Origin of the sequence: Sphingomonas sp. GC_Shp_3 (assembly GCF_026540945.1) — a bacterium.
In the GTDB taxonomy this organism is placed as follows: Bacteria; Pseudomonadota; Alphaproteobacteria; order Sphingomonadales; family Sphingomonadaceae; genus Sphingomonas.
Genome location: NZ_JALNUT010000009.1, coordinates 84,296 through 106,603 on the forward strand (window position 1 = coordinate 84,296; position 22,308 = coordinate 106,603).

23 protein-coding genes are annotated in these 22,308 nt (G+C 64.0%); 11 read left to right on the forward strand and 12 right to left on the reverse strand.

From position 1 onward, the window contains the following. Window positions 1–85 precede the first annotated feature (85 nt). From OXR00_RS15610 to OXR00_RS15625, 4 genes are all read right to left on the reverse strand, one after another. Window positions 86–2,626, reverse strand: a complete 2,541-nt coding sequence (locus OXR00_RS15610) for a TonB-dependent receptor (protein WP_267389200.1) — start codon at window positions 2,624–2,626, stop codon at window positions 86–88. A gap of 256 nt (window positions 2,627–2,882) precedes the next feature. Continuing rightward, window positions 2,883–4,760, reverse strand: coding sequence for an ABC transporter ATP-binding protein (locus OXR00_RS15615; RefSeq protein ID WP_267389201.1), 1,878 nt, complete (start codon window positions 4,758–4,760; stop codon window positions 2,883–2,885). After that, complete coding sequence (locus OXR00_RS15620; protein WP_267389202.1) at window positions 4,744–4,908, reverse strand: hypothetical protein; 165 nt, start codon at window positions 4,906–4,908, stop codon at window positions 4,744–4,746. Before OXR00_RS15620 ends, OXR00_RS15615 begins: the two co-directional genes overlap by 17 nt. A gap of 105 nt (window positions 4,909–5,013) precedes the next feature. Further along, window positions 5,014–6,000: an aldo/keto reductase gene (locus OXR00_RS15625; protein ID WP_267389203.1), complete on the reverse strand. Its 987-nt coding sequence runs from the start codon at window positions 5,998–6,000 to the stop codon at window positions 5,014–5,016. A 193-nt stretch (window positions 6,001–6,193) separates the two neighbouring features. On the opposite strand from OXR00_RS15625, the gene OXR00_RS15630 reads away from it, so the two are divergent. From OXR00_RS15630 to OXR00_RS15640, 3 genes are read left to right on the forward strand one after another with little or no spacing between them, the layout of a single operon-like run. Next, window positions 6,194–6,442, forward strand: coding sequence for a glutaredoxin domain-containing protein (locus OXR00_RS15630; RefSeq protein ID WP_267389204.1), 249 nt, complete (start codon window positions 6,194–6,196; stop codon window positions 6,440–6,442). Continuing rightward, entirely contained in the window at window positions 6,439–6,969 is a 531-nt protein-coding gene (locus OXR00_RS15635; RefSeq protein WP_267389205.1) for a TspO/MBR family protein, read from the forward strand. The genes OXR00_RS15630 and OXR00_RS15635 overlap by 4 nt, the downstream gene beginning before the upstream one ends. Then, complete coding sequence (locus tag OXR00_RS15640; RefSeq protein ID WP_267389206.1) at window positions 6,966–7,310, forward strand: DUF393 domain-containing protein; 345 nt, start codon at window positions 6,966–6,968, stop codon at window positions 7,308–7,310. The genes OXR00_RS15635 and OXR00_RS15640 overlap by 4 nt, the downstream gene beginning before the upstream one ends. An 8-nt stretch (window positions 7,311–7,318) precedes the next feature. Here the strand turns inward: OXR00_RS15640 and OXR00_RS15645 are convergent, their stop codons facing one another. From OXR00_RS15645 to OXR00_RS15655, 3 genes are all read right to left on the reverse strand, one after another. Continuing rightward, window positions 7,319–9,475, reverse strand: coding sequence for a xanthine dehydrogenase family protein molybdopterin-binding subunit (locus OXR00_RS15645; protein WP_267389207.1), 2,157 nt, complete (start codon window positions 9,473–9,475; stop codon window positions 7,319–7,321). Between the two features lie 233 nt (window positions 9,476–9,708). Continuing rightward, a complete protein-coding gene (locus OXR00_RS15650) occupies window positions 9,709–11,760 on the reverse strand; it encodes a TonB-dependent receptor (protein WP_267389208.1) in 2,052 nt (683 codons plus the stop codon). An 84-nt stretch (window positions 11,761–11,844) separates the two neighbouring features. Beyond that, window positions 11,845–12,204, reverse strand: coding sequence for a DUF2946 family protein (locus OXR00_RS15655; RefSeq protein ID WP_267389209.1), 360 nt, complete (start codon window positions 12,202–12,204; stop codon window positions 11,845–11,847). A gap of 279 nt (window positions 12,205–12,483) precedes the next feature. Here OXR00_RS15655 and OXR00_RS15660 point away from each other — a divergent pair, with 279 nt between their 5' ends. Beyond that, window positions 12,484–13,473, forward strand: coding sequence for an amidohydrolase family protein (locus OXR00_RS15660; RefSeq protein ID WP_267389210.1), 990 nt, complete (start codon window positions 12,484–12,486; stop codon window positions 13,471–13,473). Between the two features lie 282 nt (window positions 13,474–13,755). On the opposite strand, the gene OXR00_RS15665 is transcribed toward OXR00_RS15660, so the two are convergent. Beyond that, window positions 13,756–15,039, reverse strand: coding sequence for a mechanosensitive ion channel domain-containing protein (locus OXR00_RS15665; RefSeq protein WP_267389211.1), 1,284 nt, complete (start codon window positions 15,037–15,039; stop codon window positions 13,756–13,758). A 161-nt stretch (window positions 15,040–15,200) separates the two neighbouring features. Between OXR00_RS15665 and OXR00_RS15670 the strand changes: the two genes are divergently transcribed. From OXR00_RS15670 to rlmJ, 3 genes are all read left to right on the forward strand, one after another. Then, complete coding sequence (locus tag OXR00_RS15670) at window positions 15,201–15,653, forward strand: hypothetical protein (protein ID WP_242152733.1); 453 nt, start codon at window positions 15,201–15,203, stop codon at window positions 15,651–15,653. A gap of 195 nt (window positions 15,654–15,848) precedes the next feature. Beyond that, entirely contained in the window at window positions 15,849–16,169 is a 321-nt protein-coding gene (locus OXR00_RS15675; protein WP_267389212.1) for a hypothetical protein, read from the forward strand. A 186-nt stretch (window positions 16,170–16,355) separates the two neighbouring features. Next, window positions 16,356–17,186: a 23S rRNA (adenine(2030)-N(6))-methyltransferase RlmJ gene (rlmJ, locus tag OXR00_RS15680; protein WP_267389214.1), complete on the forward strand. Its 831-nt coding sequence runs from the start codon at window positions 16,356–16,358 to the stop codon at window positions 17,184–17,186. Window positions 17,187–17,211: 25 nt separating this feature from the next. Here rlmJ and OXR00_RS15685 read toward each other — a convergent pair whose 3' ends face one another. Beyond that, complete coding sequence (locus OXR00_RS15685; RefSeq protein WP_267389215.1) at window positions 17,212–17,856, reverse strand: NADP-dependent oxidoreductase; 645 nt, start codon at window positions 17,854–17,856, stop codon at window positions 17,212–17,214. Then, on the reverse strand, window positions 17,834–18,292 hold the full coding sequence (locus tag OXR00_RS15690) for an ester cyclase (RefSeq protein WP_267389216.1): 459 nt from the start codon (window positions 18,290–18,292) through the stop codon (window positions 17,834–17,836). The genes OXR00_RS15685 and OXR00_RS15690 overlap by 23 nt, the downstream gene beginning before the upstream one ends. Window positions 18,293–18,379: 87 nt before the next feature. Between OXR00_RS15690 and OXR00_RS15695 the strand changes: the two genes are divergently transcribed. Together OXR00_RS15695 and OXR00_RS15700 are read left to right on the forward strand one after the other, a co-directional pair. Next, window positions 18,380–18,724: a LysR family transcriptional regulator gene (locus OXR00_RS15695; protein WP_267389217.1), complete on the forward strand. Its 345-nt coding sequence runs from the start codon at window positions 18,380–18,382 to the stop codon at window positions 18,722–18,724. Between the two features lie 29 nt (window positions 18,725–18,753). Then, window positions 18,754–19,302 carry a LysR substrate-binding domain-containing protein gene (locus OXR00_RS15700; RefSeq protein WP_267389218.1) on the forward strand — a complete coding sequence of 183 codons (549 nt, stop codon included), beginning with the start codon at window positions 18,754–18,756 and terminating at the stop codon, window positions 19,300–19,302. 53 nt (window positions 19,303–19,355) lie between these two features. On the opposite strand, the gene OXR00_RS15705 is transcribed toward OXR00_RS15700, so the two are convergent. Continuing rightward, window positions 19,356–19,775, reverse strand: a complete 420-nt coding sequence (locus OXR00_RS15705) for a helix-turn-helix domain-containing protein (protein WP_267389220.1) — start codon at window positions 19,773–19,775, stop codon at window positions 19,356–19,358. Between the two features lie 87 nt (window positions 19,776–19,862). On the opposite strand from OXR00_RS15705, the gene OXR00_RS15710 reads away from it, so the two are divergent. Next, a complete protein-coding gene (locus tag OXR00_RS15710; protein ID WP_267389221.1) occupies window positions 19,863–20,477 on the forward strand; it encodes an NAD(P)H-dependent oxidoreductase in 615 nt (204 codons plus the stop codon). A gap of 60 nt (window positions 20,478–20,537) precedes the next feature. Continuing rightward, window positions 20,538–21,368 carry a class III extradiol ring-cleavage dioxygenase gene (locus OXR00_RS15715; protein ID WP_267389222.1) on the forward strand — a complete coding sequence of 277 codons (831 nt, stop codon included), beginning with the start codon at window positions 20,538–20,540 and terminating at the stop codon, window positions 21,366–21,368. Between the two features lie 86 nt (window positions 21,369–21,454). On the opposite strand, the gene OXR00_RS15720 is transcribed toward OXR00_RS15715, so the two are convergent. Then, the gene (locus OXR00_RS15720) at window positions 21,455–22,150 is read right to left on the reverse strand and encodes a helix-turn-helix transcriptional regulator (protein ID WP_267389223.1); all 696 of its coding nucleotides are present in this window, start codon (window positions 22,148–22,150) and stop codon (window positions 21,455–21,457) included. Between the last annotated feature and the right edge of the window lie 158 nt (window positions 22,151–22,308).

Below are 22,308 nucleotides of genomic sequence, written 5' to 3' on the forward strand. Positions count from 1 at the left end.
CCGCTTTGAAAATGGCGGCCACTGTCCTGCCGTGAGGAGGGCAGTGGCCGCAGTCAGGCTCCTTGGGAGGAGACTTGGGGGACGATCAGAACTTGGCGCGGACGCGGACGCCCCAGGTGCGCGGCGGTTCGTAGTTGGACAGGAACACCGTCGACAGGCCGTTCGTGCCGACCGTTCCGGACACGCCCGAACTGGTGCGGATGCGATGATCGGTCAGGTTGAGTGCAAACGCCTCGACCTCGTACTGACCACCCGGTGCGGTATAGTTCAGCCCGAGATCGATCCGTGCGAACGCGTCCTGCTTGTCGAACGCGGTGCCGAGCAGCCCCTTGCCGGCCTGATTTGCGGTCGGATAGCGCGATGCGACATCGCCGTTGAAGTAGGTCAGCCAGCTGCTGGTTTCGTAATGCAGCGTGAAGCGTGGCGTGATCCGCCCGGCATTGGCCAGCTCGAAATCATGCTCATAGGTGCCGGTCGCCGAGAAGTGCGGCGCGTGCGGCAGCTGGTTGCCCTTCAGGTTCTCGATATTGTCGGGCGTGTTGTTGTAGATGCGGTTGTCGACCGTGAAGAGATCCTTGAACTCGGTGTGCTGGTACGTGCCCGACAGGTTGATCCGGTCGGTCCGCGTCAGGTTTGCGGTCATCTCCGCCTCAAAGCCGTAGGCCTTCGCGCCCTTCGCGTTGGTGGTGATGATCTGGCTGCCGATGATGTCGCCCGCCGCGTTGCGCGTCGTCACCGCCTGGTTGACCTGATAGCCCTTGAAGTCCTCGTAATATGCCGCGAGGTTCAGGGTTACGTGATTGTCGAAGAACCGCGACTTGGTGCCGACTTCGTAGTTGGTCAGCGTCTCGGGGCCGGCGAGCAGCCCGCCATCCTCGATATTGCCCGACTTGAAACCGGTGCTGACGCTGCCGTAGGCCAGAGTGCCCTGCGTAATCTGGGCATCGGCACGGGCAAGCCAGGTCAGCTTGTTCCATTTGCCATAGGCATCGTTGTTCGAGATGCCCCACAGATTGCCGTACTGCGCGGTCTGCGCATTCAGCGTGTTGACCAGATCCTGCGCGTTGCCGGCTTGATGCAGATCGACCGTGAAGATGCCCGGCAGGTTCGGCACCGCCGCCTGACAGGCGGCGAGCGTGGCGGGTGCGAGCGTGGCCGAACAGCCCGAGAAGGTGACGTTGCGGCCGCCGATATCGCGCTTCTCGTCGCTGGTATAACGTAGGCCGCCGGTCAGGTTGATCTTGTCGGTGACGTGCCACACCGCCTGGCCGAACGCGGCGCGCGAATCGATCTCGCGGTCGGCCTGGATGAAGCTGCCCGCCCAGTTGAACGTGCCGTTGCGATAGCCGTTGCGCTGGTCGATATCGAAACGGATCTTGTTGACCTCGTGACTGTAATAGCCGCCGACGATCCAGTCGATCGCGTTCGCACCGATCGACTTGAGCTGAAGCTCATGGCTCCAGAAGTCGTAGCGGGAGAAGGCGGTGTTGTTTTCACCGAAGCTGTCGTTGGGCAGGTTGAGCGAGCCGTCGGGGTTGCTGAACGGCGGATGCGCGCCGGAATCGGCATCCGAATCGGCGCTGCCGCCGACACGCGTGAAGCCGGCGATATAGGCCGCCTCGATATGATCCGAGAGATCGTACGTCATGTTGGAGCGGATGCCCCACGAATAGCGATCGGTCTGCGGTGCGGTGTCGACCAGCGCGGACCAGAACTTCTGCCCGGCGCGCGGCGTCTGGAACAGGCTGAGGATCGGGGAGCCGGTATCCTTGTAATATTCGCCCGACAGGTTCCACTTGAAGCGGCCGAGATCCCACAGCGCGGACAGGCGCGCGGATTTTTGGTCACCGGCATAGTATTTCTGCCCGCTGGTCACGAAGGCGGAGCGGTTCACGCCCGCCACGTCCGGTGCCTGCTGGTAATCGATATAGCCGTCGTGCCGATCGGTGATGAAGGCGGCGCGCAACGCGAAATTGTCGGTGACGGGAATGTTGATCATCCCGCGCGTGCCGAAGCGGTTATAGGCGCCGCCGACCGCCTCGATGCTGGCGTGGAAGCCGTCGAGCTGCGGCTTGGCGGTGATGAGGCTGACCGCGCCGACCGTCGCGTTGCGGCCGAACAGCGTGCCTTGCGGGCCGCGCAGCACCTCGACACGCTCCATGTCGTACATCAACACCGACGCACCCTGCGCGCGCGGCGAATAGATGCCGTCGACATAGATCGCCACCTCGGGATCGGCGACTTCGGTATAGGCGGCGTCGTTGCCGATGCCGCGCAGCGTCAGCAGGATCGCGCCCTGATCGCCCTGTTGCGCGAAGTGCAGGCTCGGCACGAAATTGGCGAGACCGGTCACGTCGCGAACCTGCTGGCGATCGAGCGTGGCCTGGCTGAACGCGGAGATTGCGATCGGCGTGCGCTGGAGGCTGGTTTCGCGCTTGGTCGCGGTGACGACGATGTCCTGGATCTGTCCGGAACCGTTGGTCGCGTCCGATGGCTGTGCCGCCGGCGTTGGCCCCGCAGGGCTCGCAGTAGGTTGTGTGGTGGCATCTGCCTGAGCATGTGCTGCAGATGAAAACACGAGAGCAGCCGCGAGCGCCGTGCTCGCAGCAAGTACTTGCCGCGTCATTATCAATTCCCTCCGAGATCGCCCGTTTGTCACGAGCTTGAACCCCCAGAAGCAAAACCGCGCGAGTGTGTCAAAACATTTCTGACATCGATGTCGGTTTTGCTGGCGTTGTGTCAGGCGTACAACTGCACAGGCTGCGGCTGCGTGGCTACGCGGACCGGGCGAGGGCATGTTCGCAACGAAAGGCGGCGCGGCGAGGTGTAGAAAACGCGTCGGAAGCGTTGCCCGCGTCATGGCAAACGGGCGCGCGAAACCTTTATCGGAGATCGCGCTCCGCGACGTTCGACCAGGCGCTTACGATCGCGCCGCGTAACTGGCGCCCGCGTTCCACCGACGCGCTTCGCAGCCGTTCCCCAGCAGCCGCGAAGTCCCTCGGGTAGCTTGACGAGCGTTCAAGCCCCTCGACCTGCATGACCCAAAGCTGCCGAAAGGCGCCACCCTTTTGCCGCAGCAGCTGCTGCGGCGGTCCGTCCTCGACGACTCGCCCGCGATCCACCACGATCACCCGGTCGAAGCCGACGATCGTCGACAGGCGGTGCGCGACCGCGATGACGGTGCGGTTGCGGATCAGCGCGTCGAGCCCGTTCTGCACCTCGAGCTCGCTTTCGGAATCGAGCGCGCTCGTCGCTTCGTCGAGCAGCACGACACGCGCATTCTTCAGGAAAGCGCGCGCGATGCCGATGCGTTGGCGCTGGCCCCCGGACAGGTTGGCGCCACGTTCCCCGACGATACTGTCATAGCCATGTGCGAGGCGACGGATAAAATCATCGCATCCGGCCGCCTCGGCGGCACGGTGCACGTCCTCGTCGCTGGCGTCAGGACGCGCGAAACGGATGTTGTCCATCACGGAGCGATGGAACAGCAGCACTTCTTGCGGCACCACCGCGATCGCATCGCGCAGAGATTCCTGCGTGACCTGGTCGATGCGCTGGCCATCGATGGCGATGTGGCCGATCTGTGGATCGTGAAAGCGTTGCATCAATTGGAGGAGCGAGGATTTACCCCCTCCCGATGAACCCACGATACCGACCTTCTGCCCGGCCGGGATCGTCAGCGTCAGGTCGTGGATCACCGGCTCATGGGGATCGTACCCGAAGGTGACGCTTGCGAGTTCGACGCTTCCCTCGCCAACCCGCAGCCGCGCCGCGTCAGGCGCGTCGTTCAAGGTCTGGGGAACGCCGATGATGTCGAGCGTCTCGCGCAAATAGCTGAACTGCTGGCTGGTATCGATCAACGCCATGGCGAGATCGCGCGAACCGTGCAGGATGCGAAACGTCATCGTGCTGATGATGACGACATCGCCAGTCGAGATCGCACCCGTCGACCAGCGACCGATCGCCCAGATCAGCGTACCCCCGACGAGGACGGCGAGCGCGATGTCGTGCAAGCCACGCATCCGTTCAACGAAGAACCAGCCACGCCGCTGTGCACTGGCTTCCTCGTCCAGGAAGCCTTCCAGCCGCTCGAGTTCGCGGTCGCGTGCGGCGAACGCCTTCACCACCCAGATGTTGCCGATCAGGTCGATCAGCTCGCCGCCGACGGTGCCGGCGTGTTCGGCGAAGGCCTTGTGATGGACATGGCCGCGCAGCCCGAGCAGGATCAGCGTCGCGGTGACGGCAATGAACACCACGCCGAGGATCGCGGCCATCGCCACGTCTATGGTGACGAAGATCAGCATCGCGCCGACAAAGGCGATCAGCGGCGGCGTCACCTCCTGCAGCAAGCGGTGAACAATCGCGCCGAAGATCCCTGCGAGGCCAGAGATGCGGTGTCCGAGCGAACCTGCCCGCTGGTTCTGGAAGAACGGCATCTGATGGCCGGTGAGATACTCCACCATGTCGAGCCTGATGCCGACCCCGGAGGACACGGTAGCGTGGCCGAGCGTCAGTGCGGCGACACGCTGCAACAGGCTCTCCAGTATGACGAGGCCGAGGAAGACGCCCAGCGCCGCATAGACCGTGCCGCGCGCGCGAACGTCACCGGTCATCGCATCGACCAGAAGTTTCATGGCATATTGCACGCCGATCGAACTCAGCGAAGCTCCGGCGACGAGCAGCCCCAATGCCAGGAAGATCCACGGTCGCGCGGCGACATAGTGGAGGATGAAGCGGGTCGGACTACGCAGAAAAGGCAAAGGCGTGTGCTCCGTCCATGACTTTACTTGCTGCACTGCAGCGGCAATCAATGCAAACGGCAATTTGTTCCTGGGTCATTAACGGCGACAGCGCCTTTGGACGGCGCAGCTTCGACACCATCGATATTGCACGTTCGGGCGCGATCATGGTCGCGCGTAGGGCCTCTGCCGTCGGCGCGGTCAAGACTTTATGCACCGTGACGTGCCTTAATCAGGGTAGGGCGCCACGCCCCGTGGCAGGGTGGCGTGAAGCCTATCGGTCGATAGCGACCATGGATGCTTGCGGGTAGCGTGCCCCCTCCGCCGCGCCCGGCGGCAGGATCGCATTGATGCGGGCGAAGTCCGCTGCGCTCAGCACCACGTCGAGCGCCTTGAGATTGTCTTCAAGATACGTCCGCCGTTTGGTGCCCGGGATCGGTACGATGTCCTTGCCCTGCGCGAGCACCCAGGCGAGCGCCAGCTGCGCCGGCGTGCAGCCCTTGTCCGCCGCCATCGCGCGGATTGCCGCGACGAGATCAAGGTTCTTCTGGAACGCCTCGCCCTGAAAGCGGGGATGATTGCGACGGCTGTCGCCCTGGTCGAGATCGTCCGGTGTCTTGAACTGACCGGTGAGGAAACCACGGCCGAGCGGGCTATACGGCACGAAGCCGATACCAAGCTCCCGGCAGACGGGCAGGATTTCGGCCTCCACATCCCGGCTCCACAGCGAATATTCGGTCTGGAGGGCGGTGATCGGATGCACCGCGTGGGCACGGCGGATCGTCGCGGGTGCGGCTTCGGACAAGCCGAGATACTTGACCTTGCCCGCCTGCACCAGTTCCGCCATCGCGCCCACCGTCTCCTCAATCGGTACGGCGGGGTCGACGCGGTGCTGATAATAGAGGTCGATGAAGTCCAGTCCGGTACGCTTCAGACTGGCGTCACAGGCGGCGCGAACATAGTCGGGACGTCCGTTGATGCCTTTGAAGCTGCCATCCTCGCCGCGCACGTTGCCGAACTTGGTTGCCACGACGATCCAGTCGCGGCGTTTCCGCACGACGCGGCCGACCAGCGCTTCGTTGGCGCCGACGCCGTACATGTCGGCGGTATCGAGAAAGGTGACGCCAAGATCGAGCGCGCGGTTGATGGTCGCCACCGCCTCGGCCTCGTCACGACTGCCGTAGAAATCGGACATCCCCATGCAGCCGAGGCCAAGCGCGGAGACTTCGAGGCCCTGCTGGCCAAGTTTGCGGGTCTGCATCGGTCTGTCCTTGTTGGCCGGCAATCCGGCGCAGCGGGAGGGGGTTAGCGGCGGAATGCTACTGTCTGTCCGGAGAACTCTGCGGCGCCGTGATGGATCCGTGCCGCCATTCCCAGCGCGCCGGTGCCGTTGGAACGCTGTGCCGGCTGAAACGCTGTAGCCGCACGGGCGATCGTGCCCGAGGAGGTGCCTGATGGCTGAGGACAAGACCGCGACGCTCTACCGCATGATTCTGCCCGATCATACGTGTCCGTTCGGCGTCCGCGCGAAGGACATTCTGGAGAATGCGGGCTTCCAGGTCGATGATCGCATCCTGCGGTCGCGCGCGGAAGTGGACGCGTTCGAGGAAGAACAGGGCGTCGCGACCACGCCGCAGATTTTCATCAACGATGAGAGGATCGGCGGCAGCGATGATCTCGAGCGCTACCTAGGGCAGGCATGAGCGTGGACGCACCTGCCAAGCCTGACGTCGGCCTTACGCCGCTCGCCGCGTTGGCGGCGGTCGGGATCGTGCTTGGCGCCAGTGCCGTGCTCGGCCGTCGCAATGCGCCGGATCGCACGCATCCGCGTATTCGCCGCTGGTATCGCCGGCTCGACAAGCCCGGCTACACGCCGCCTGATGCGGTGTTCGGGGCAGTGTGGCCCGTGCTAGAAACGGGGCTGGCGGTCGGTGGCTATCGGCTGTTGCGGCATCCCTCCGGCCGGACGCGCAATGCGGCGGTCGGGCTGTGGCTGCTGAATACCGCGATGGTAGGCGGTTGGACGGAGCTGTTCTTCAGGGAAAAGCGACTGGCGGCGAGCGCGATGGCGTCCGGCGCGATGGTGGCGAGCAGCGCCGCCTATGTCGCCACCGCCGCGAAAGTGGACAGGCCGGCTGCGGCGATGGGCGTCCCGTTCGTCGGTTGGCTCGGCTTCGCCACGTTGCTGGCCGGGCGTATCTGGCGCGATAATCCGGCCCGGACGCGGTGAGTCTTTCCGTCTGGTACGACGGCGATTGCCCGCTATGCCGCCGCGAAATCGCGCTCATGCGGCGGCTGGATACCCGCGGACGGATCGATTTCGTCGATGCGGCCGGACCTGCGACCTGCCCGGTCGACCGCGCCGAACTGCTGGCCCGGTTTCATGCGATGGAGGACGGGCGTCTCCTGTCCGGCGCGGCCGCGTTTGCCGCTATGTGGCGCGCGATTCCGCTGCTGCGGCCGCTCGGTCTGATGGCGCGGCATCGCCTTGTGTTGCATGCGTTGGAGCGGGCATATCTGCGGTTCCTCCGCATCCGTCTCCGCCTGCAAAGGTGGTTCGGCAAGCCCTAGCACCTATGTCACAGCATCTGTTCGACGCGGATCGGCAGATTGCGAATACGACGCCCCGTCGCGTTGAAAACGGCATTTGCCACTGCTGCGTTCACGCCGATTATACCAATCTCGCCGAGTCCCTTCACGCCCTCCGGGTTGACGGCCTGGTCCTCGTCCTCGACCATGATTGCGGTCATCTCGCCGATGTCCGCAGCGGTCGGCACCAGATATTCGGCGAGGTCCCGGTTCAGGTAGGCGCCCGTCGCCGGATCCACGATGGTCCCCTCGAACAACGCCGCGCTCTGACCCCAGATCATGCCGCCGAGCAATTGATTGCGCGTGGTCAGCGGATTGATGATGCGTCCGGCGGCAAAGGCGCCGACGTGGCGGCGGACGCGCACCTCGCCTGTATCGGAATGCACGCCGACCTCGATGAAATGCGCGCCGAAGCTCCATGCCAGTCGATCTTTGGGCGTGCTCATCAGCTTGAGATGGCCCTTTTTCAGGTCGTCGATCGCGGAGGGCTCCGCGCCCGGTGGCGTGAAGGCGACTTCGACGGAGCGTGCCCGGTCGGACGGCTGCGCGCGAAGCTGCCGGCACGCCTCGGCAAGTGCGTTCACCAGCGTGGTCGTTGTCGACGATCCGCCGGAGATGCCGGCCGCGGGCAGGGCGGTGTCGCCGAGTTCGACGTTGACGCTAGCAAGCGGAACGCCGAGCCGCTCGGACGCGACCATCGCCAGCAGCGTGTACAGGCCGTTGCCGATCTCGTGATGCGCGGTCTGGACGTGGACGATGCCGTCGCTGGTCTGGTGTACGCGGATGATCGCCGGGCCGATCTTGGCCGGCCGGGCTGCGGCGGCACAGCCGTGACCGATCCGCCACCGTCCGTCGCGCGTCTCGCCGGGTCGTGCTGATCGCCGCTCCCAACCGAACGCGGCGGCACCGGCGTCGAAGCAGCGCATCAGCGGGCGGGTGGTGAAGGGGTGGCCGGTGACCGGATCGGTCGCCGTATCGTTGCGCCGGCGCAGCGCGACGGGATCGATCCGCATGGCGTGGGCGAGTTCGTCCACCGCGCACTCTAGCGCGAAAAGATATGGCACCTCCGGCGGCGCGCGCATCGGACCCGGGGTATTGCGGTCCACGCGCGCGACGCGCTCCTCACTGGCGATGTTGGCGCAGGCGTACAGCGCGGTGCTGACGTCGGTGCCCTCCATCGCGAAGGTGTCGAAGCGCGATGTCGCCGTGGTCGCGGTATGCGACAGCGCCACGAACCGCCCGTCCGCATCCGCGCCAAGCCGGATCGCGTGATGCGTTTCGGTCCGGTGGTTGGCGATGGTGAAATTGTCGCGACGGCTCACCACGATCCGCACCGGGCGCCGCACCCGACGCGCGGCGATCGCGGCGAACACGGTGTGCTGCGACAGGCCGAGCTTGGCGCCGAAATGGCCGCCGATGAACCGTGCGATCACCCTCACCTTGGCGGGATCGATGCCAAGTTGCGCGGCGAGGCCATTCCTTGCCGCGCCGATGAAGCGGGTCGGTTCGTAAACGGTCAGCGTGTCGCCATTCCAGACGCAGGTCGTATCCGGCAGCTCGATGGGATTATGATGCTGGATCGGCGTCGTATACGCCACGTCGATGCTGGCGACCGCCCCAGCGATCGCACCCGTGAAGTCGCCGATGTGACGGTCCTCATACCCGGCACGAAAGCTGGCGAGCGGCTCCGACACGGCGCCCGTCGCGCCAAGCCCGCCGACATGCGGCGCGCCTTCATAGCCGATGCGGATCGCCAGCGCCGCCGCCTGCGCCTGTTCGAGCGTCGCGGCGATGACCACCGCAACGATCTGTCCGGCGTAATGGATTTCCGACGACGCGAGCGGCCGCAGCGTGCTGTTCGCCCAGCCGTCCGCCATCATGTGACCCACCGGCGCCACGGCGTTACCGACGTTGCGATAGGTAAGGATGTCGAGCACGCCCGGACTGCGCTGGGCGACCGACGTGTCCATGCGGACGATCCGCCCCCGCGCCATCGGGCTGGTGACGAGCACGCCGTATGCGAGATCGCGCGGATGGAAGTCGCCCGGGAATTCAGCAGCTCCGCAAACCTTGGCGGGGCCGTCGATCCGCACCTGCGCTCGGCCGAGGACCGCATCGGCGGGATCGCGGGACTGCTGTCCGTCCATCAAGCTACATCCTCAACATCAGGGGCATACTTGCTCCGACGGCTAAACGCCCCGTCCGCGCCCACCGCCTGTCAGGTCGAGCAAGGGGGTGCCGCAGGACGGAACCTTTCTGCGCAGAAGTCAGAGCCTTGGCACCTGCTTCTTCAACTTTTGGAGCGCGTGAAAGTTGCCGACCTGACAGATCGATCGTCGATTGCATGAGCGTGGGTCGTACATGCACGGGCGCGGTCGGCTTAGGGCTTGCCGAGTTTTAGCCTAGCACCGACCATCGCGCTAAACGGCTTGCCGTACAGAGGCGCGGTGAAGCCGTCGTTGACGCCAATGTAGCGTCGGTCGAACAGGTTCTCGATCTGGACGAACCCTTCCAATCCCTGCCGGACCGGCACACTGACGGCGACATCGGCGATAAAATGCGCATCCGTTTGATATATCCCGTCCGGATCGCCGTTGGTTCGTGACAGATAGCGGAGGCGGGGCGAGAGTTTGATGCCGTACGGGCCGGTCCAGTCGACGGAGGCGCTGATCCGGTGCCTTGGGATCCCTGCCTGCTGAATGCCGATGCTGGCGGTGTCTTCCGGGTTTCGGGTGACGATCGAATCCGCATATGTATAGGCAAGCGTTGCAGCGAAAGACTGCGCCGCCTGCCAGGTCACCTCCGCCTCAACACCGCGACTGCGCGCGCGTCCGGCATTGATAAGTCGGGCGCCGATGTCGAAACCCGCCGGAAGCGTATCCGGATCCAGGTAGCGATAGGTCAGGAAGCCGGAGATCCGACTGGTATAGGCCGTGGCTTGTATGCGGATCGGGCCACGGTTGAGATCCAGCCCCAGCTCTGCGCCTTCCAGCGTTTCCGGCTTCAACCCGGCGTTGCTGTAGAGGATATACCCGGGAACGGATGCGCCACGGTACAGATTGTCGAGCGTCGGTGCACGGAACGCGCGATACATCGCGCCCCGCACGGCGAACCCCGCAGGCAATTGGTAGCGGATAGAGAGGCGGGGGTCGACGTCACTGCTGTGACTGTTCGGTACGCTGTTGCCAGCCCCGCCGGGTGTATTGTCCACCGCGTTGAAGCTGTAGAAATCCTGATAGCGTACGCTGAACAGTATCTGGAGCCGGTTGAACGGGCGAACATCCGCCTGAACGAAGCCGCCGAGGAAGCGCTGGTTGCCCGCGCCGGTGTCGGTGCGGAGCTGCGCCCCCGTCTCGGCAAAGATGGCGGCATGGTCGCTGCCGCGCACCCCGCGGTAGTCGAAACCGGCGGAGAGCGAGCGTAGCGGACCGGTGAACGTCTGGCTCCACACCAACGATGCCCCCCAGTCGCTTGCGCGGGTGAAATGCCGGTTCTGGACGTATTCCGCATCGTTTGCGCCGAACCCGTCGGGCGTGCCTGGATTGTTGGTGACGAACCGCTCGTCATTGTGGAAGCCGGTCAGGTCGACCGATCCGCCGGCATTCGGCGTCCAGCTCAACGTGCCCGTGTAACGCCATGTGCGCTGCTGGTTGGTGTTCAGGCGGGTCAGGAAGTTCTGGTCGTTGTCGTAATAGCTCACCCGCGCGCGGGCAGTGAGGTTGGACGTCAGTTCCGCATTGCCAGACAGCGCCGCGCTGTGGGCAGTAAACCCGGTCGGCACGGTGATCGCGCCGCGGGCGCTCTCGACCTGTTCGATATAGCCGTCGCTGTGGTTGACGCCGCCGTCGATTCCGATGCCATAGCCGTTCCCGGCCAGTGCGCCATGGCCGTCCGCCCGGTATGCGCCCCGGCTGCCGCCGGCGACTTCCGCCACCAGTAAATCCTTATCGATCGGCTTGGTAAGGATGTTGATGACGCCGCCCATTGCGTAGTTGCCCCATAGCGGCGCACCCCCGCCACGGACGACCTCGACGCGGTCGATCGTCTCCAGCGGCACCTCACTCCACTGGACATAGCCGAAGAAGGGGTCGTTGATCGGCACGCCGTCCACAAGCACGAGCGAGCGTATCCCGCTCAGCCCGCGCATCGAAACGATGGTGTTGGTCGGGTGCTGTTCGTTGGAGCTGACGATGGGCAGGTCGACCGATGGTACCCGCCGCAACACATCGTCGATCGACCGTGCCGGCGTGCCTTCGATCTGGTCGCCTGTGACAACACTTACGCTCGCAGGCACGTCGGCCAGCGTGGTAGCGGACCGTGTAGCGGTGACCACGATGTCGCGGCCTGCGGTCTGCTCGGTCTGAGCGGAGGCTGGGCAGGCGAGCAGGAGGCAGGGCACGGCTACGCCGACGACGAGGTAGTAATGCTGCATTGCATAACCCTTTGCCCGTCAGCCAACCAGCGACGGGCCACAAAATGTGAACGCGCGCCCCGCGAACGGACGCGAACTGACACGTCAAAGGGCGGCGGGCGGGCCCCGCAAGGGTGGTCGCAGCCATACCGCGTCATCCGCCGCCTTTGTCAGTGCTGTTGCGGCGAGCCCAGTCGCCATGATGAAGGCGACGAGGGCAGTAACCAAGGCCGGATCGGCCACGCCTGCCACCGCCGCGGACAGGCCGACGAACGCGCAGGGCATTTCCGCCTTGCCGTGGTTTCTGGATGTGCCGTGGCCGGTACGGTCGGCGTGCATCCCCGGCATACCAAGCGTCATCTCGCTGGATGTGGTGCCGGAGCAAAGGACGATTTGCACCCGGCTATGATCGTTTTGGATCATGAAGCCGCTGGGTACGATCAGCTTCAGCAGCAGCGTCGCCACGCAGATCAGCGCGGCAGAGCAACGGTACGCGAGAAGCTGCCGTATGACGATCACGCGTGACAGCTATCGTAGCAAGCCAGCCGTGTCACGCACCAGATCACGTAATCTGACATGCAGCACAGACGAAGCAAGGGCGACGCCAGAGCGTTGCCCGGCACTGCCGCTGCTGCCCTGCGAGACGAAAGGGCGGGGCTCACCGTTGCGCATGCGGGGCTGACACGGACGCCGGAAACCTTGCGCCGTGCTCAGCAGTTGTCTGCAAACCAATATGAGACGAATATGCGCCTGATCGCCATCGAAGAACATATTCTCCCGGTTAGCGTGCGTGAGGCTTGGGCCTCCGCGCCGCCGCCGTACGACCCCGTATCTGCGATCGCTGACGGTGGGGAAACGGGCGAGCGTCTGGCCGATCTCGGCGAAAATCGTCTGGCGATGATGGACGAGCAGGGTGTCGACGTGCAGGTGCTGTCGCTGACCACGCCGGGGCTTCACAATCTGGAGCCTGTTCGGGCCGTGGAGGAGGCCCATCGGGTCAACGATCTGATCGCGGATGCGTGCGCCCGTCATCCGAGCCGCTTCCAAGGGTTTGCGGCTCTGCCCACCGCCGACCCGGACTCTGCCCCGCGCGAGCTGGAGCGGGCGGTCCGTGAACTTGGCTTCAAGGGAGCGTTGCTGTGCGGACGCACGCGCGAGCGGCATCTCGACCATCCCGCGCTCAGGCCCATGTTGGCGAAGGCTGCGGAGCTTGGCGTCCCGCTCTTCATTCATCCCCAGACGCCGGCGCCAGCGGTGCGCGAGGCCAACTACTCTGGCGTAAGCGAACGGGCCGACCTCGCACTCGCCGCTTTCGGCCTGGGCTGGCATTACGAAGCAGGACTGGAATGGGTGCGGCTTGCGGCGGCGGGCGTTTTCGACGAGTTGCCCGATCTTCAGATCATTCTGGGCCATTGGGGCGAGGTGGTGCTGTTCTACCTTGAGCGCACGGCGGCCGTGATGAGCCGCGCTCTCGAGCTTGGCCGGCCGCTGGGCGATTATGCTCGTCGCAATCTCTACGTCACGGGCAGCGGCATGTGGAGCGAACCCTACCTGCGGCGCTGCCTGGACATCGTCGGGCCGGATCGTCTGCTTTTCTCGACCGACTTTCCCTATCAATACCGCCCCGGCGGCGAGCCGCGGCGGTTCCTCGAAACCGTTGACCTGGATGATGCGACGCGACGTGGTCTCGCGTTCGCGAATTGGGAACGACTGACCGGTATGGCCAGCATCTAGGTTGGACGGTTTTGCGCGCTGAGCCGAAGATGACATTATCGGCGAGCCAAGCTGAACAGGCGCCCGACGTCCGCTGTTCTGCGATCAATGTACTGAAAAGCGATCGTCAGCAGGCGAATGCGCTGTAATCGTAGCTCCGACTAGCGGGAAGCGACACCGTACCCAGCGCCGCCGCCCGTGACGCAACCCAAGATCAGAACCCCTGACCCCCAAAGATCGCAATAGCAGCGACTTCTATACTCTTTTCCGCGCCGGACGAGAGAACCCTGTCGTGTCCGCTTGTTATGCTTCACCAGCCGCATTGTTAGGCTGGCTGCGGATATGGATATCCCGCTGAGGGAAGGGGATCTCGATCTTATTGTCTTTAAACAATACCCATAGTCGGTTGAGCACGTCGGAACGCACATTGCCGACGCCGGATTCGGGATCGGTGATCCACACCAAAATCTCGTGATCGACCGAGCTATCGCCGAACCCGGTCAGCCACACTGCCGGCTTGGGCTCTTTCAACGCCCGAGGAGAGGCAGTCGCCGCCTCGATCATCAGTCGCTGCGCCAGCGGAAGGTCGCTGTCGTAACCGACACCTACCTTGATATGAATGCGTACGTTTCGACTGGAATACGACCAGTTCTCGACCGGATCAGTCATGAGCTGTTCGTTGGGGATCAGGTGTTCCTTGCCATCGCGCGTGACGACGGAGACAGCGCGCACCCCGATCTTGGTGACCGCGCCAAACGTGTCGCCGACCACGATGACGTCGCCGGGCTTGACCGACCTGTCCATCAGCAGGATCAGGCCGGCGATCAGGTTGCCGAACGTCTTCTGTAGCCCGAACCCGATCGCAAGCCCCACTGCACCGGAAAAGACGGTGAGCGCGGTCAGGTCGATACCGAGGATATCGATGCCGAGCAGCGCCGCGACGACGATCACGAGGATGCTGGCGAGCTTTTGCAGGAGAGCGCGCTGCGAGACGTCGAGCGCCTTCATCCTGCCGATCGAGTGGAGCACGACGCGATTGGCAAGTCGCGCGGCGAGGTAGAGCACCGCAACCACGACCACGAAGTTGGCGACACTGAGCAGCGTGATCCGATGCGTGCCGACATCCAGGCCGACACCGTTCAGCCCGGCAGTGAGCGGCTGCATTCCGCCGAGGGTGCCCGCCGTGGCCGCCACGAACGCGACAACCGTCAGGACACCTGCGACAGCCTCACCGATCCCTGACGCCCTGGCGATCCTGAATGCGAGAGCGGCGACGGCTATACCCATACCAACTGCCAAGATCAGCAGGCTGAGCGGGCTGAACTGGCCGGCATTGCTGGCAACGAGCAGGATCAGCGTAACGACGCCGTAATTGACGACCGACTGGGCGATCTTGCTCCCGTAAGCGTTCTCGCGTCCGGTCCAGCGCCGGATCGCCGCGCCGATCGGTCGACAGAGCCAGCCGCCCAGGAACCAGCCGACCGTAAAAGCGCCGATCACCAGCACGGCAGCCAGAACGAGCGATACAAAATCGGGCGCGTTCGGAACGCGGATCCCCCAGTCTTGAAGCCATCTCTGCCAGTTCATCGGTTCTCCCCCTCGAAAGCGTTTGTCTGATGTTAGATAGTCGCGATAGAGAACTCCGGGGTGTCAGGCGCTATCCGCGGCTCGCCGGCATCGGGGCGAACCACTATCGGCCTTTTCGCATCAATCTCCGCATTGCAACCAAATCAACAAAGGAGGCCACGATGAAGTTTGATCCCAACCATCTGAATTTCGATTTCAACCAATTGGTCGTGCTCGGACTGATTTTTCTGATCGGTATCATCGTGGGCGTTCTTCTAAGTCCCCGGACCAAGCCGCTACGGCGTCAGCTTGAGATTGAACACCGGCAACGAGAAGCGGCCGAAGCACAGCTTGCCGAGGCGAACCGCCGGGTTGGTGAACTGGAACATCAGACCCGCAATCATCCGCATTGGGGCAGCACCGCGCTCGGTGACAATCTCACGCTGATCAATGGTGTCGGGCCGGACAGTGCCGAGGCACTGAAGCGCGAGGGGCTGACGACGTACAGCGACGTCGCGAGGCTGTCGGATACCGAGCTTGGCGACCTGGAAAACAGACTCGGCAGGACGAGGGGAACGATCGTGCGGGAGGGGTGGCGTGAACAGGCTGCCCGGCTGCGGGATCAGACATCTTGACCGACCTGATTTGATGGCGGCGGCAATCCGAAGTGCTGCCCGTAGCGCTAAGTCCGGACACACGGCGGCGTGGTTTTCAGTTCCGCTAGTATCGGCGTGTATGCCATCGGTTTTGAACGCCCGCCCGCTTGAGCCGTAAGCCTGCCCGGCCCGGAACCTGTGCTTTTGCCGGGCTGGTATGGTAGAACCGCTGTCATGTCGAAAACTCAAAGCAGCAGCGGCACTGTCGATGTCGATGGCGCCACATACGATTGGCACCTCCAGCGTGAACCGCATCAGTCGGATGACGAAGGTTGGAAGGGAATGACGATCGCCCTTCTCCAGCGCGATGCCAAACGCGAGGCGTGGGTAGAATTTCCACCACCTAAGCGCCTCTTGAAGGGCTTGCCGCGTGGTCGGCTTCAACTCGATGACGGTATGATCGCTCGGTGCGTGCGCGCCGCTGTGTCGGCCGGTTGGGAGCCGATGTCCCGGGGCAAGCCCGTGGTGTTCACGGTCGATGCCGAAGGTAATTAAAACGCGCGGGTCCGTGCGTCTCTGCCTTCCGCGACGGCCGCTATCGCAGGCTTGAGCTGTTGCGCCGAGGTGCGTTGAAGGTTTTCACCTGACCGTATTCATGTACCGGGCTGGTGCCTGATCGCCTCGTACGTCAAACGTGCGCAACCGCACGTATACACGCACCCCGTCAGATTTCGGATTCCAATGAACTATCGACACTCCTTCCATGCCGGAAATAGCGCCGATGTCGTGAAGCACAGCCTGCTGATCGCGCTTGTGCACGCCTTGCAGCTAAAACAAGGCGCGCTGACCCTGATCGACACCCACGCGGGCTGCGGGCTGTACGACCTTGGCGGCGAAGAAGCCCGACGTACCGGCGAGGCCACGCAGGGCGTGCTGCGGGCTTTTGCCGATCCGAATCCCTTGCTGAACGACTACCGCGCCGCGGTACAGGCGGTGAATGTCGGGCCCGAACCGCACCTCTACCCTGGCTCGCCCCGGATCCTAGCGCAACTTCTGCGCCCGCAGGACTTCCTGATCCTGAACGAGAAACATCCCGAGGACGCCCGTTCGCTACGCCGCGTGATGCGCGACACGCCCGCTGCCGTGCATGAACGCGACGCCTACGAGCTTTGGCTGGCGCTGCTGCCGCCCCGCACCGCGCGCGGCGTGGTGGTGGTCGACCCACCGTACGAGCAGCCCGACGAACGCGTACGTATCACAGCAACCCTCGCCGCCGCTTACCGTAAGTGGGCGCATGGCGTGACGGTGATCTGGTATCCGCTCAAGGACCGCGCCACGCACTGGCGCTGGAAGGAGCGGTTACGCGAACTGGCCATCCCAAAAATGCTGTGGGTGGAGCATTGGCTATACGACAGCGATCAGCCCGGCATGTATAATGGTGCGGGCCTTTATATCGTTAATCCGCCCTACGCCTTTACGCAGGCGTTGCCGCTTATGCTGGAAGGACTGCGTGCCGCGCTGGCGCCGGAAGGACATAGCGGCGAGATCGCGTCCGGTTGGGTGGGCGGCTGACGTAAACAGGTATCACCTCCTGCTGCTAAAAGAGCAGGTGCCCGTTGCTGGTCCTATGCAGAGCATCTCGCAAGGCTCCATCACGGTGTTCGCTCCGAGCTATTGGGCGATCGCGATGCCCTCGCCTGATGCCGTGGCGATGACGCGCGCCAGCGGCACGGGCGAACTGGATAGCGAAGCTGCCGACGTCGCCCGCACCGGCATGAATAAGGACCGTCTGCCCGGCCTTCAGCTCCGCCACCTCGAACAGCGCCTGCCATGCCGTGCCCGCCGCGGTGGGGATGCCGGCGGCATCCTCGAAGCCGATCGCATCGGGCAGCTTCACAAGTTGGTCCGCCGGCACGCGTGCGAACTCGGCCATGGCACCGCCGCTGGTCGGCGCGGTGCGGGCCACGATGCGGTCACCGATTGTCCAGCCGGTCACATCGGCGCCGAGCGCTTCGACCGTGCCGCTGAGGTCGGTGCCAACGGTCGCCGGGAAGGTGAGCGGGAAGTCGCCGTGCATCGCCCCGCTCAGGAGCTTTACGTCGAGCGGGTTGAGCGCCGCGCAGGCGACGCGCACCAGCACCTCTCCCATACAGGGCTGCGGCGTGTCGACCTCGTTAAGCGCGAGATCGGCCTCGTAGCTGTTGGGGGGAACGCCTTCATCATGCCTTCTCCTCAGGCGCACCCATGGCGCCCATCTGATGCAGCCAGCCGAACCAATCCTCCATGTGCCAGGTGTGCGTCACCCGGCCGTTCTCGGTATGGTGGAACTCGTGGATCGGCAGCGTGAAAGTGCGGCCGGTCGACGCGACGCCGAACCACTCGCCCTTGTGCGTACCCGTGATCTCCGCCCGCACGCCGGCCCGACCGGGGGCGCCGATGATCTCATGCACCGTGACCTTCGCGTCAGGGAAGGCGGCACTGAACCCCCGGATCAACGGCTTCATGCCTTCGCGGCCAGGCTGCTGACCTGGCGCGAGCGGAATGTCCTGCCAGTCGGCCGTCACCGCCTGATCAAGCAGTTCGGGGTCATGCTCGGAGAAGGCGCGGTACAGCGTCTCGATCGCGGTCCGGTCCTCCTCGCTCAGGGTGCCGCTGATTGCGGCGATCGTATGCGCCATGTTCCGTCTCCTTCGTGGATGACCACAAACTAAGTTGCGTAGACGCATCGTTGAAATCGATAGTGAGTATATGGCAACATCATCCCCATGGATTTGCATGGGGTCGATCTGAACCTGCTGGTCGCGTTCGATGCGCTCATGGCTGAGCGCAACGTCACGCGTGCCGGCAAACGCACCGGCCGGACCCAGCCGGCGATGAGCGCAGCGCTCGCCCGACTGCGGGCTCTGTTCGAAGACGAGCTGTTCGTGCGCGGCCCCTCTGGCTTGCAACCGACGCAGCGCGCGACGGAACTCGCGGAACCGCTCGGCCGGGCGCTGGCGGAGATACGCCGTACGCTGGACTTCACGCAACGCTTCGAGCCCGCCACGTCCACGCAGAGTTTCACGCTCGCGCTGTCCGACCACCGGCCATCGTGCTGTTGCCGCATTTGACCGACAGGCTGCGGGCGGTCGCTCCGGGCGTGACCTTGCGGATTAACGCCTACACGCACCGCGACAATGCCGTGTCCCTGCTCGACACCGGTGAAGCGGATCTCACCATCGGCGTGCCAGCCCGGCAGGGAGCGGGCGGCCGTATCCTGACCCGCCCCTTGTTCGAGGATCGCTTCGTCTGCATCCTGCGCCGCGACCATCCCGCCGCATCGCAGCCGCTCGATCTGGCAGCCTTTCTCGGCCTGTCCCACCTTTTCGTCTCCCCCGAAGGTGACCGGTTCGGGCAGGTCGATGCCGTGCTGGCAGCGAAAGGCAAGCGTCGGCGGATCGCACTCAGCCTACCGCAGATGCACGCTGCGCCTGATATTGTTGCCGCCTCGGACATGATCGCCACCGTGCTGAAGGGTATCGTCATGGCTTCTGGCAGCCGCAATCGGCTCGCCATCTTCCCGCCGCCCCTCGATCTTGGGCCGGTGTCCTTTGTCATGTCCTGGCACCGGCGTAATGACGCGCATCCAGTGCAGCGGTGGATGCGCGAGACGATCGCAGACCTGCCGATCTGCCATCCATCAGGCTGATGTCGAAACATGAGAGCCGCTCGCTATACCAGACGCCGAGCGGTTCGGCGCTCTCATGGTGTAGGCGCAGGACTTCGAGGCGGATCGTTGCGCGCATCATATGCCGCCTGCGAAATGGCGATGTGCTTGAGGTTCCGGAACGCCCAGTCGCCAAGTATCTTGACTGGCCCTGCCAGTGATGTGCCGACCTCGGTGAGCTCATAGTCGACGCGGGGTGGTATGGATGGCGTGACCGTTCGGGTGACGAGGCCATCCCGCTCCATGTTTCGCAGCGTCAGCGTGAGCATCCGCTGTGAGATGCCATCGATCCCGCGCTTCAGTTCATTAAATCGGTAGGGACGCTCGCGCAGCATGATGATGACCAGCACGGTCCATTTGTCGCCGACGCGGCTCAGCACCTGCGTCACCTTGAGGCAGGAGCGCGCTTCACGCGCCGTTGGCACCGCTTCGTCGAGAGTCTCGGTCACATCCATGTGCCTCCGGTATCAAAAATGTGCGTTCTTGCGGCGTCTTCCGAGCAGGCACATACCATAACCGACGCAACAATCGGAACCTGCTTCATGAAAATCCTCCATATCGACAGCAGCATCACCGGCCCCCGCTCGGTGTCCCGCGAACTGACCAAGCTCGTCGTCCAGCAGCTTGTTGGCAACGGTCAGCACGACGTAACCTACCGCGACATCGTGGCGGAGGACCTGCCGCATTTCACCGCCGTCACGGCGCCTTCCGCCCATCCGATCTCGAAAGCGGTGCCGGTGCTGGATGACGCACAACAGGCGAAGCGCGACACCAGTGACGCCATCCTGGCCGAGTTCCTGGCGGCGGACACCGTCGTGATCGGCGTGCCGATGTACAATTTCACGCTGCCCTCCGAGCTGAAGGCTTGGATCGACCGGATCATCATTCCCGGCACCACCTTCAAGCCCGGCCCGAATGGCCCCGAGGGCCGCGCCGGCGGCAAGCGCGTCATCCTCGCGATCGCGCGAGGTGGTTACTACGGCGAAGAGTCCGCCTTCAAGGCTGCCGAACACGCAGAGTCGCTTCTGAGCACCGCCCTGCGGTTTATTGGCATCACCGACATCGAGACCGTCGTGGCTGAGGGCCTCAACAACCCCGACAAGCGCGAGGAGGCAGTCGAAAAGGCCCGTACCGCCGTACAGCGCCTGGCGGCCTGACCCGATCCGCCCGGTCGGCGCAGCCGGCCGGGCGGTTCCCATCTCATTGGACTCACGAGCATGGCTGAGCACCGACTGCCGACATATTTCCTTTCCCATGGCGGCGGCCCTTGGCCATGGCTCAAGAACTGGCGACCGGGCGTATACGACCGGCTGGAGCAATCCCTTCAGGAGGTGCGCCAGGAGCTGGGCGAAATGCCGCGCGCCGTGCTAATGATTTCCGGACATTGGGAGGCCGACCGGTTCCTTCTGTCCTCCGCGGCCCGACCGCCAATGCTCTACGACTATTCGGGCTTTCCGGAGCACACCTACCGCATCCGCTACGACGCGCCCGGTGCGCCGGGACTGGCCGAGACCGCCAGAGCGATGCTGGAGCGTGGCGGCGTCGCGACGGGGCTAGATCCGCGTCGTGGGTATGACCATGGCACCTTCTCGCTGATGCATGTCCTGTATCCCGAGGCGACGCTGCCCCTCGTACAACTCGCCATGAAGGCCGACTTTGATCCCGCAGAGCACATCCGCGTCGGCGAACTGCTCGCTCCCTTGCGCGACCAGGGTGTGCTGGTCGTCGGCAGCGGCTTCAGCTTCCACGACACTCGCAGCATCATCAGCGGTGCCGGCAAGCAGGCTTCGGCGAGTTTCGACGGGTGGCTCAACGAGACGCTGGTCCATGCCTCGCCGGAAGAGCGCCGGGATCTCCTGCTCGACTGGACGAGTGCGCCCGCTGCTCGCGCTGCTCACCCGCGCGAGGATCACCTCATTCCGCTGATGGTCGTCGCCGGCGCGGCCGGAAACGATGCCGGCACCCGCGTCTATCACGAGACTGCCTTCATGGGCGCCATCACGGCATCAAGCTATCGGTTTGGCGAACCGGTAATTATGCACAACTGAATATAGGAGAAGCCTCATGCGTGTTTTCGTGACCGGCGCAACCGTGTCCCTCTCGATTGCCGTTCCTCTTCGGGAATAAACGATGATTAGGCTGCCCCACCTGTCAGCCGCCGGGCGTGGTTAGCCCACCTTGCGCCGATAACCATCACGCTCCCTACAAGCCAAAGAACCGCGAGCTGTAGAAGGGTTACAGCAATGGCCATAGGCAACGCATTTGCTCTGCTCACATCAAGCTGATGTTCTGCGTGTATCAGGCATGGCTTGGCAAAGCTGTTCGCGCTTAGCTGGCACGCCTTTAGGTGGCGCATGTAGTCGCTAACCATCTCGTGGCGAAATGTCACCGAATGAAAGAAGGTCGCGAGCACGATCCACAGGATGGATGCTACAAATCCGATGCGTAACCAGAACCGCAGCGGCGCTTTGCGAGCGGGAACGAGACGTGACATTGGGGATCCTTGACGATTAAGCCGCGAGGCGGGTCTGCCCTCGCATGGCGCTTGATCCGTGTGGCTGCTGGTTTCGTCGTCATCTGTCGTAATGACCACCCCAAATCCCTTGTCCCCTAATGGTTTGGGAAATTCTCCCTCTGCCTCAATCAGAAGCCGTGCTGCTTCTCGACTGCTCGATACTCTCAATTTCCGGCGCGCATCCCTGAGGCGTTCATTGACGGTGTGCACGGACAGGCCCAAGCTACGCGCAATCGACTTGGCATCGTGTCCAGCGACAAGAAGCCGTAACGTTTCCTTTTCTCGTTCAGTGAGGGTTCGTAGGGCTTCGCTCATGCGTGAGACTCACTGATGGCTAGGTCACCGCGCAGCATGTGTGGTTGGCGAGTTCGGCGAAGCTAGCCCTACCGCCTCCGTCAGCCAATGCTCAGATTCTCGAAACACCATCCCATGGGAATGGTCCGGCCTGCTCCCGCGCCGCCGTTCGTTGGGGG

Excerpts from the sequence above, each read along its gene's own strand:
- OXR00_RS15610 (WP_267389200.1), bottom strand. The coding sequence starts at position 2,626 with ATGACGCGGCAAGTACTTGCTGCGAGCACGGCGCTCGCGGCTGCTCTC.
- OXR00_RS15620 (WP_267389202.1), bottom strand. The coding sequence starts at position 4,908 with ATGATCGCGCCCGAACGTGCAATATCGATGGTGTCGAAGCTGCGCCGT.
- OXR00_RS15625 (WP_267389203.1), bottom strand. The coding sequence starts at position 6,000 with ATGCAGACCCGCAAACTTGGCCAGCAGGGCCTCGAAGTCTCCGCGCTT.
- OXR00_RS15630 (WP_267389204.1), top strand. The coding sequence starts at position 6,194 with ATGGCTGAGGACAAGACCGCGACGCTCTACCGCATGATTCTGCCCGAT.
- OXR00_RS15635 (WP_267389205.1), top strand. The coding sequence starts at position 6,439 with ATGAGCGTGGACGCACCTGCCAAGCCTGACGTCGGCCTTACGCCGCTC.
- OXR00_RS15645 (WP_267389207.1), bottom strand. The coding sequence starts at position 9,475 with ATGGACGGACAGCAGTCCCGCGATCCCGCCGATGCGGTCCTCGGCCGA.
- OXR00_RS15650 (WP_267389208.1), bottom strand. The coding sequence starts at position 11,760 with ATGCAGCATTACTACCTCGTCGTCGGCGTAGCCGTGCCCTGCCTCCTG.
- OXR00_RS15660 (WP_267389210.1), top strand. The coding sequence starts at position 12,484 with ATGCGCCTGATCGCCATCGAAGAACATATTCTCCCGGTTAGCGTGCGT.
- OXR00_RS15665 (WP_267389211.1), bottom strand. The coding sequence starts at position 15,039 with ATGAACTGGCAGAGATGGCTTCAAGACTGGGGGATCCGCGTTCCGAAC.
- OXR00_RS15670 (WP_242152733.1), top strand. The coding sequence starts at position 15,201 with ATGAAGTTTGATCCCAACCATCTGAATTTCGATTTCAACCAATTGGTC.
- OXR00_RS15675 (WP_267389212.1), top strand. The coding sequence starts at position 15,849 with ATGTCGAAAACTCAAAGCAGCAGCGGCACTGTCGATGTCGATGGCGCC.
- rlmJ (WP_267389214.1), top strand. The coding sequence starts at position 16,356 with ATGAACTATCGACACTCCTTCCATGCCGGAAATAGCGCCGATGTCGTG.
- OXR00_RS15690 (WP_267389216.1), bottom strand. The coding sequence starts at position 18,292 with ATGGCGCATACGATCGCCGCAATCAGCGGCACCCTGAGCGAGGAGGAC.
- OXR00_RS15695 (WP_267389217.1), top strand. The coding sequence starts at position 18,380 with ATGGATTTGCATGGGGTCGATCTGAACCTGCTGGTCGCGTTCGATGCG.
- OXR00_RS15705 (WP_267389220.1), bottom strand. The coding sequence starts at position 19,775 with ATGGATGTGACCGAGACTCTCGACGAAGCGGTGCCAACGGCGCGTGAA.
- OXR00_RS15710 (WP_267389221.1), top strand. The coding sequence starts at position 19,863 with ATGAAAATCCTCCATATCGACAGCAGCATCACCGGCCCCCGCTCGGTG.
- OXR00_RS15715 (WP_267389222.1), top strand. The coding sequence starts at position 20,538 with ATGGCTGAGCACCGACTGCCGACATATTTCCTTTCCCATGGCGGCGGC.
- OXR00_RS15720 (WP_267389223.1), bottom strand. The coding sequence starts at position 22,150 with ATGAGCGAAGCCCTACGAACCCTCACTGAACGAGAAAAGGAAACGTTA.